Raw genomic sequence first — 8,589 nt, forward strand, 5'->3', positions numbered from 1 at the left:
TTCTTTTATCCAAAACTGTCCTTTTTCTGATATAATGTTAAGGTGTAAAAAAACAAGGGGAGGCACCATGAAACAGGTCTTTTTATCGACAACGACTGAATTTAAAGAAATAGAGACGCTGGAACCTGGTAGCTGGATCAACCTTGTCAACCCTTCTCAAAGTGAATCGATGGAAATCGCCTCTGCCTTTAATATTGATATTGCAGACTTGCGGGCACCACTCGATGCGGAAGAAATGTCCCGTATGACCATCGAAGATGAGTATACCTTGATCATCGTCGACGTTCCCATCAAGGAAGAGCGGAACAATCAGACCTACTATGTCACCATCCCTTTGGGAATCATCCTAACAGAAGAGGCTATCATCACGACTTGCTTGGAGAAATTGCCGCTTCTCGATATCTTTATCAACCGACGCTTGCGGAATTTCTATACCTTTATGAGGTCACGCTTTATCTTTCAGATCCTCTATCGCAACGCTGAACTCTACTTGTCTGCACTTCGTACCTTGGATCGCAAAAGCGAGCAGATTGAAAGTCAATTGCACAAATCAACGCGTAATGAAGAGCTGATTGAGTTGATGGAGCTGGAGAAAACCATCGTCTACTTTAAGGCCTCTCTAAAAACCAATGAGCGCGTGATCAAGAAATTGACCAGCGCTACAAGTAACATCAAGAAATACTTAGAAGACGAGGATCTGTTGGAAGATACCTTGATCGAAACCCAGCAGGCCATCGAGATGGCAGATATTTATGGAAATATCCTGCACTCCATGACCGATACCTTCGCATCGATTATCTCCAACAACCAGAACAACATCATGAAAACTCTGGCTCTCGTTACCATTGTCATGTCCATTCCGACCATGATCTTTTCGGCCTACGGGATGAACTTCAAGGACAATGAGCTTCCACTCAACGGCGAGCCCCATGCCTTCTGGCTGATTATTTTCATCGCCTTTGCCCTGACTGGGTCTCTTGTCGTCTACCTCATTCATAAAAAATGGTTCTAACACCTACTAATAACACTAAGGAGTATTTATGTCTCAATTTGATTTGAATCAACTCAGCAAGAAAAACCACGAATTTATCCGCATCGCCAAACACCAATTGCTTGAAAACGGGAAATCAGAGGAAGAAGCAGAAAGCCTCATCCAAGAAATCCTTCCAGCTATCCATGAAAACCAAGGAAAAGGGATTCCGGCACGGACTCTTTTTGGAGCTCCAACTGTTTGGGCGAATTCTTTCAGCGAGAAAGAACGCTATGAAAAAGAGCATCCGAAATTAAACGATGCTCCCTCTCTTATGATTTTGGATTCCTTCCTCTTTATCTTTGGTGTCTTTGCTGCGATTAGCGCCTTTATGAACTTGGTCGCACCGCGTCGTACTGGCTATGGGTTGATCACCTTGATCCTTGGAAGTTTGACAGGGGCTCTGCTCTTGTATCTCATGTACTACTTCTTCTATCAGTATATGGATGGCACAAAAGATCGCAGTGAGCGTCCTTCTCTTTGGAAATCCATGCCGATTCTTGTCGGAGTCATGTTCCTTTGGGTCATCGTCTTGTCCTTTACCTCCTTACTTCCACAAGTCCTCAACCCAACTATTCCAGATGTTTTTGCCATCGTTTTAGGAGCTCTAGCGCTTGTCCTTCGCTTCTACCTCAAGAAACGCTTTAATATTAAAAGTTCGAGCACAGCACCTGCAACTCGTCGCTAAAAAGAAACGGATGAAGTTTTCATCCGTTTTTGTTTTACTGTATTTCCCTGTTCAACCTTTTTGAAAAATAGAGGACTAAGTCATCATTGTTTTCACAAGAACTGTAAGGGGCCAAGGGCTGATCCCTAAACCAAACCCCAGATCCATCTGGGATATAGCCTCGTTTAACATACAGTCTTTGAGCTGGGCCATAACCCGAGTGTAAACCAACCCCTAAAGTAACAATCTCTGATAGTAGCCAGACTCTTTTTTCTGCCTCCTCTAAGAGTTGATTCCCAATCCCTCGATTTCTAAATGGCTCAAAAACATTAAAATCAGATAGTTCAGGATAGACTCCCACGAAAGGTCCGTGCTTGGCAGCAGGCAATATAGTGATATAGCCTGCCACAAATCCATCCGACTCAGCTACTAATACGTCCCTTTCTCCATTATCCTGATCCTGAAAATAGCTGGTCAAGATATCCTTTCTACCCGGCCACCCTTGGTGGATAAAGGCTTGAGAGATGTGCTCAATATCTGCCTTTATCATCCTCCTGATGATTACACCTTCCTTCATAGTTCCCTCCTTGATACATTTCTTCCCACATTATAACACGATTAGAGCTAGGGAAAGGTCAAAGAGGTCCACCAGACCTCAACTCACTCTTATATTTCCAGGCTCGTAAAAAAAAGAGGTCCACCGGACCTGAAAAAAAGACCCGAGTGGGTCTTTTTTTAATCTTCGTTTACGAAAGGCATCAAAGCCATTACGCGAGCGCGTTTGATAGCTGTTGTTACTTTACGTTGGTTCTTGGCTGAAGTTCCAGTTACACGACGAGGAAGGATTTTCCCACGTTCTGAAACGAAACGGCTAAGAAGCTCAGTATCTTTGTAATCAACATATTCAATTTTGTTTGCTGCGATGTAATCAACTTTTTTACGGCGTTTGAATCCGCCACGACGTTGTTGAGCCATGTTTAATTCTCCTTTATAGTTTTAATTCGTTAAACCCATTCTTAGAATGGAAGATCGTCGTCTGAGATGTCCATTGGATTAGCTCCAAATGGATTTTCTTCACGACCAAAGTTTAGCGCTGCATTGCTTGGTTCAGATCCACCAAAGCTTGGGGCTGCATTTCCAGCAAAACCACCGTTGCCTGATGAATAGCCACCAGCTGCATGCCCTTCGCGTGCTGCACGGCTTTCCAATAGTTGGAAGCTGTCTGCTACGACTTCAGTGACATAAACACGTTGACCTTGCTGGTTTTCGTAATTACGTGTTTGAATGCGACCGGTAATCCCAATCAAAGCACCTTTCTTAGCCCAGTTGGCTAAGTTTTCTGCTTGCTGACGCCAGATCACACAGTTGATGAAATCGGCTTCGCGCTCTCCATTCTGACTCTTGAAGTTGCGGTTGACAGCTAGGCTGAAAGTAGCAACTGCTTGATTGCTTGGAGTGTAACGAAGTTCAGCATCACGGGTCATACGACCGACAAGTACAACATTGTTAATCATAAGTCACCTCTGATGATTTCTTACGCGTCAACTTTTACGATCATGTGACGAAGAATGTCACCGTTGATTTTTGAAAGACGGTCGAACTCGTTAAGAGCTACAGCGTCGTTCGCTTCAACGTTCACGATGTGGTAAAGTCCTTCACGGAAATCTTGGATTTCGTATGCAAGACGACGTTTTTCCCAATCTTTTGATTCAACAACAGTTGCACCGTTGTCAGTCAAGATAGAATCGAAACGTGCTACCAAAGCGTTTTTAGCTTCTTCTTCAATGTTTGGACGAATAATATAAAGAATTTCGTATTTAGCCATTGATAATGTTCCTCCTTTTGGACTAATGACCCCCTGTCTTTGCAAGGGGTAAGTGAGGTTTACTCACAAGAAACTATTATACCAGACTTCTCGAACAAAGGCAAGAATTATCTTTAGGATTTAAAAAATGATTCTGGACGTCCCCTTCGAGAGGAAAGAAACATCCCAAAAAAATGACATTTTATAGTAGAAACTACTCCCCTTCTTCCTCTCCTTTCCTTAAAGAAAACTGATATCAGTTAGCTTTAAGCTTGAGTCTTTATACTAGCTACAACAAATCTCAAGAAACGAGGAACGATTATGAATTATCTTATCATCCCCGCCTATCAACCGGATCTGAATCTTGTTAAACTGGTTCGCTTGGTCCACGCTAAGAGCGATCTCCACATCATCGTGGTCGACGATGGGAGTGACGCTGACAAGAAAGTGATTTTTGACAAATTAGAGGGTCTTGCGACAGTTCTGACCCATGAGCACAACCAAGGAAAAGGGCAAGCTCTCAAGACTGCTTATGCCTACATCCTAGAAAGAGGCACCTATGGAAGCATTGTTACAGCTGATGCAGACGGTCAGCACAAAATTTGGGATATTTTCAGGGTTGTTAACCAATCTCAAGAGCATCCTGGAACACTTATTCTAGGAGCACGCGCCTTCTCTGGAAAAGTTCCTTTGCGTTCTGCTTTCGGGAATAAATTGACCCGCTTTCTCTTCAAACAACAAACCGGAGTGGCAGTCAGCGATACCCAAACGGGCTTACGGGCTTTCACTACGAATCTCTTGCCTTTCATGCTTAAGGTTGAAGGACAACGGTATGAGTACGAAATGAATGTGCTCCTCGCAGCAAGCAAGTCCTTCCCCATCGTGGAAGTTCCCATCGAGACGGTCTACATCAATGACAACGAAGGCTCCCACTTCCGACCTATTCGAGACGGCCTCATGATCTACAAGGACATGTTCAAGTTTGCCCTCTCCTCTCTGAGTAGTTTTATCGTTGACTATCTGGTCTACGCCTTCTTCCTTTTCGTGATGATGGCCGTGCCCATTAGTCTTCGCATTCTCCTAGCGAATGGGATCGCTCGTGTGACGAGTTCCATCTTTAACTACTCGACCAATAAGCACCTGGTCTTTAAGAATAAGGACAGCGTCGCTAAAACCGGGAGTGGTTACTTCGGCCTAGCCCTCGGCCTCTTTATTCTCGATACGCTCTTGATTCGACTCTTCTATACTGCTTTCGGGCTCAATCTCCTGATCAGTAAGATTGTCGTCGGCTTCCTCCTCTTTCTGGTCTCATGGGTGATCCAGAAAAAAGTGATCTTCAAAGAAAGGACTGCTACCCACCATGAAATTCTTTAAAAAATCATATACCTATGCTGCCTGCTTTGGCCTTCTTTTGACCAGCAGTTTTAGCTACTCGATGCTCAAAACCTTTGTATTATCCGATGCCATCCAAACCGTAAAAGCTACGACTACGGACACCAAGGCAGCCAAAAAAGCAGCTGCATCGGCTACAACGACTGATACTAGCTATTCAGATGACAATATCCAGGTGAGCCTAACAGAAAAAACGGTTGAAAATACCCAGGTTTACATCGCAGATATCACAGTCAGCTCATCTGACTACCTCAAAACAGCCTTTGCACAAAACACATACGGAACCAACGTGACTGCTAAGACCTCTGTCACAGCTGCCAACAACAGTGCCATTCTGGCAGTGAATGGTGACTATTACGGGGCTAACAGTACAGGATACGTCATCCGAAATGGAGTGGTCTACCGCGATACCGTTCGGGAAGATTCAAGCAATGGTGACCTAGCCATTTACAAGGATGGATCCTTCAAAATTATCTATGAAGATGAGATCTCTGCGGATCAATTGGTCAAAGACGGGGTCGTCAATCTCCTCGCTTTCGGTCCTTCCTTAGTTGAAAATGGGGAAATAACTGTCGATACCAACTCAGAGGTCGGGCAATCTATGGCGTCAAATCCACGGACAGCGATTGGGATCATCGATGAAAACCACTACATTATCGTCGTGTCAGACGGACGGACTTCAGAAAGCCAAGGCCTGTCTCTCTACCAATTAGCAGAAGTGATGAAGTCTTATGGCGTTAAAACAGCCTACAACCTGGACGGGGGTGGATCTTCTACCCTTTACTTCAATGGCCAAGTTATTAATAAACCAACAACAAATGGTACTATCTCAGAAAGGGCGGTGAGTGACATTGTCTACATCGGTTACTAATCCTATTAAACAACGGTTGAAAAAGACCATCCTATGGTACATTCTTATCTCGGCTTTCTTCTTTGTCGGAAGTCGCATCTACGAACACTTTAGTTTTGGCGAAACCTCTGCCTTCATGCACTACCTCCTCTTGATTCCTTTGATCGGTGGCGCCTTACTAGTGCTTCTACAGTTGATGGTGAAAGGCTTCTCTCGCCTGAGCCTCAATCTTTGGAATTCAGGAGTGGCTACGCTCACAGCCGGGGCCCTCTACCGAGGGATTGTCAACCTCTCTGGTCGATCTACTACAATGGATCAACCCTATTATTACCTTGGAGTTGCCTTTCTAGCACTAGCTCTGATCAGCCTCTTCTTTGTCCGCAGTGTCTGGGTAGAGAAAACAGCCTAAGATCAAAAACGTCCGTTTCTTTATAGAACGGACGTTTTTTTGGAGTAAGTTAACGGATGAACGACTTAGCCTTCACGTTTTTTGCTGGCTACAAATCCTGCTAAAGCTAGTGAGGTCATGCCAAAGAGGCTAAGGACGGTCGAAGCCAATTCTTCTTGACCTGTTTTTGGAAGACCAGTTGCTGGTGTAGCAACTACTTCAGCTTGACCACCCGTATGATAAGTGACAGCGACTGGTTTGTTTGTTGCCACTTCTTTTGTTTCGCTTGCAGCTGGTTGAGCTGGAGTTACTGGGCTTTCAGGTTGAGGAGTTGGGGTAGCCGGAGTTACTGGAGCTACAGGATGAACTGGATTTACAGGACTTACTGGATCAACTGGCGCTGGCTGTGGTTGTGGTTCTGGAGTTGGTTGAGGTGTTGGTTGTGGTTCTGGAGTCGGTGTTTCTTCTTCCACTTTTTCCACAAAGGTCTTGTTGCCCAAGATTGAAGCAGACAACTTTTTCCCTGCCTTATTCACATCTTCGATGTATTGGATAAAGACTTCAGTATCCGGATTAATCGCACCGATCAATTTTGTATCACGGAAGACTGAGAAACCATCTCCGCCACCATACAAGAAGTCGTTGATAATCGCCTTGTAGGTCTTGTTACGATCAATTTCAGTTCCATCTGCCTTGTAAGCTTTCACGACCTTATAAGGATTTTCTTCTGTTGCATCGGCTGGTTTCGTATAGGTGTACTTGATCCCTGCCATTTGCAAGAAGTAGAGTTCTTTCTCATCATACTGTTGGTCCAAAGCTTTGTAGATTTGATCCCCAGTGATTTCTACTACTTGGAGGATATTTCCAAATGGTTGCACCGCTTGAGCTGCACCCCAAGTTACTGTTCCGTCTGGTTTCACCACGAGGTCTGCACGGATTCCTCCATTGTTGGTGAAGGCAAAGTCAACATCTGGATAACCTGATTTTTTGGCAATATCTAGTTGCGCTGCTGTGACCAAATCTCCAACAGCACTTTCTTTTTGTGCATTCAATTCACGGGTAATATTTTCAGCCTTCTCTGCTGTACCGATTTTTGCTTCTGTTACTTTTTTAACCGTCGCATTGGCATCATCGATGATCGCTTGAACCTTGGCATCTTTTGATTTGCCTTTAGATGGATCTACTGCAATAATTTTAGCAGTTGGAGCTTTAACAAAGTCAGCTGTATCTGTATCTAGGACTCCACGGACATCCGAGTAGGCTTTCCCTTGAGACGTACCTTGAACGATCAAGGTATTTCCAACCATCCCGTTTGTATATTGGTGGTTGTGGCCTGCAAAGACGATATCCACTGAGTTTTCAGGATAGATTTGGTTTAATTTTTTGATCATGTCTGCAGCCGGACCTTCTGCTACACCATTCTTACTAGTGGCAGCAACGTGAGCCAAGACAGCAATCGCATGAACCCCTTGGTCATTTAATTCACGCGCATATTTAGCAATCGATTCTGCTTCATCCAAAACCCGGTATTGTTCATGATTTTTGCGCAAGACAAGATTTGGGAATTCTGTCGTAACAACCCCGATAAATCCGACCTTAACTGTCTTGTCATTGACTGGGATTTCTTTGATGGTATAAGGTTTCCAGTCAAATGGGATTTTGTTGGTATCTTTGTCAACCAAGTTGGCAATTACGACTTCTTGTTTAGAAGCCTCATGAGGATACTCATCGACGATCTTGTTGAATTGACCAGGTGTTGGGGCTTCCCCCTTCATGATCCGGTTGAATTCACCAAGTCCTTCGTCAAACTCGTGATTACCAAGAGTTCCGTATTCAAAGTTCATTTCATTGAAGACTTTTACAGTTGGTTCATCTTGAAGGAGGGCAGAATTGGCTGGACTAGCTCCGACCATATCTCCCGCTTGCACACGGATGCTGGCATTTGGCGTTCCGGCATTCTCCGTTTCAAAGTCTTTTTGTGAATCGTTCAAGTAGGTTGCCAAAAGTGGGGCTGTTCCTGCATTTTTCACAGTTTCGCCTTCTAAACGAGCTGTCCCTGTTTGTTCCAAGGCACCGTGGAAGTCATTGATGCCCATGAACTGCACGGGCAATTCGTCTGCAAAAACGCTATTGATCGCAAAAACACTAAGACCCGCAGCGACCGCTAGGATACTGCTTTTCAAGATAATTTTTTTCTTCATAGAATACTCCATTTTCTAATGTAGGACACTTCTCCAAAAAAGAGAACGCAGAACAGTTGATTGCTGAAATCAGCTCTTCCATTTTACTATTTTTTCGGTTTTACTTCAATATTTTCCTGTAAACTCTTACAATTTTATTGGAAAACGCTTGATTTCCGAACATCTATTTTCAGTCTCTTCCTTTTGTTACTTGCTGTTCCTCACAAAAGAGGCTGGGACAAAAGTCCTAGCCTCTCAATTATTTTTGGATTGTCGAG

At 44.1% G+C, this 8,589-nt stretch carries 10 protein-coding genes; 5 read left to right on the forward strand and 5 right to left on the reverse strand.

Annotated elements, in window-relative coordinates:
- Positions 1-67: 67 nt before the first annotated feature.
- Together O3626_RS04580 and O3626_RS04585 are read left to right on the forward strand one after the other, a co-directional pair.
- On the forward strand, positions 68-1,012 hold the full coding sequence (locus tag O3626_RS04580; protein WP_003005422.1) for a magnesium transporter CorA family protein: 945 nt from the start codon (positions 68-70) through the stop codon (positions 1,010-1,012).
- A 28-nt stretch (positions 1,013-1,040) separates the two neighbouring features.
- A complete protein-coding gene (locus tag O3626_RS04585; RefSeq protein ID WP_371495563.1) occupies positions 1,041-1,718 on the forward strand; it encodes a DUF1129 domain-containing protein in 678 nt (225 codons plus the stop codon).
- A 34-nt stretch (positions 1,719-1,752) separates the two neighbouring features.
- Here O3626_RS04585 and O3626_RS04590 read toward each other — a convergent pair whose 3' ends face one another.
- From O3626_RS04590 to rpsF, 4 genes are all read right to left on the reverse strand, one after another.
- Positions 1,753-2,274: a GNAT family N-acetyltransferase gene (locus O3626_RS04590; RefSeq protein WP_371495565.1), complete on the reverse strand. Its 522-nt coding sequence runs from the start codon at positions 2,272-2,274 to the stop codon at positions 1,753-1,755.
- Positions 2,275-2,432: 158 nt separating this feature from the next.
- The gene (gene rpsR / locus O3626_RS04595) at positions 2,433-2,672 is read right to left on the reverse strand and encodes a 30S ribosomal protein S18 (protein WP_000068664.1); all 240 of its coding nucleotides are present in this window, start codon (positions 2,670-2,672) and stop codon (positions 2,433-2,435) included.
- A gap of 41 nt (positions 2,673-2,713) precedes the next feature.
- Positions 2,714-3,211: a single-stranded DNA-binding protein gene (locus O3626_RS04600; RefSeq protein WP_371495567.1), complete on the reverse strand. Its 498-nt coding sequence runs from the start codon at positions 3,209-3,211 to the stop codon at positions 2,714-2,716.
- A 20-nt stretch (positions 3,212-3,231) separates the two neighbouring features.
- A complete protein-coding gene (gene rpsF / locus O3626_RS04605) occupies positions 3,232-3,522 on the reverse strand; it encodes a 30S ribosomal protein S6 (RefSeq protein WP_003005040.1) in 291 nt (96 codons plus the stop codon).
- Between the two features lie 300 nt (positions 3,523-3,822).
- Between rpsF and O3626_RS04610 the strand changes: the two genes are divergently transcribed.
- From O3626_RS04610 to O3626_RS04620, 3 genes are read left to right on the forward strand one after another with little or no spacing between them, the layout of a single operon-like run.
- Positions 3,823-4,875, forward strand: coding sequence for a GtrA family protein (locus O3626_RS04610; protein ID WP_371495569.1), 1,053 nt, complete (start codon positions 3,823-3,825; stop codon positions 4,873-4,875).
- Complete coding sequence (locus O3626_RS04615) at positions 4,862-5,764, forward strand: phosphodiester glycosidase family protein (protein WP_024054851.1); 903 nt, start codon at positions 4,862-4,864, stop codon at positions 5,762-5,764. The genes O3626_RS04610 and O3626_RS04615 overlap by 14 nt, the downstream gene beginning before the upstream one ends.
- Positions 5,745-6,152, forward strand: coding sequence for a hypothetical protein (locus tag O3626_RS04620; RefSeq protein WP_371495576.1), 408 nt, complete (start codon positions 5,745-5,747; stop codon positions 6,150-6,152). The genes O3626_RS04615 and O3626_RS04620 overlap by 20 nt, the downstream gene beginning before the upstream one ends.
- A 65-nt stretch (positions 6,153-6,217) precedes the next feature.
- Here O3626_RS04620 and O3626_RS04625 read toward each other — a convergent pair whose 3' ends face one another.
- Positions 6,218-8,332, reverse strand: coding sequence for a 5'-nucleotidase C-terminal domain-containing protein (locus tag O3626_RS04625; RefSeq protein WP_371495571.1), 2,115 nt, complete (start codon positions 8,330-8,332; stop codon positions 6,218-6,220).
- Positions 8,333-8,589: the final 257 nt, after the last annotated feature.

Source organism: Streptococcus sp. 20925_1_77 (genome assembly GCF_041432125.1).
GTDB lineage: Bacteria > Bacillota > Bacilli > Lactobacillales > Streptococcaceae > Streptococcus.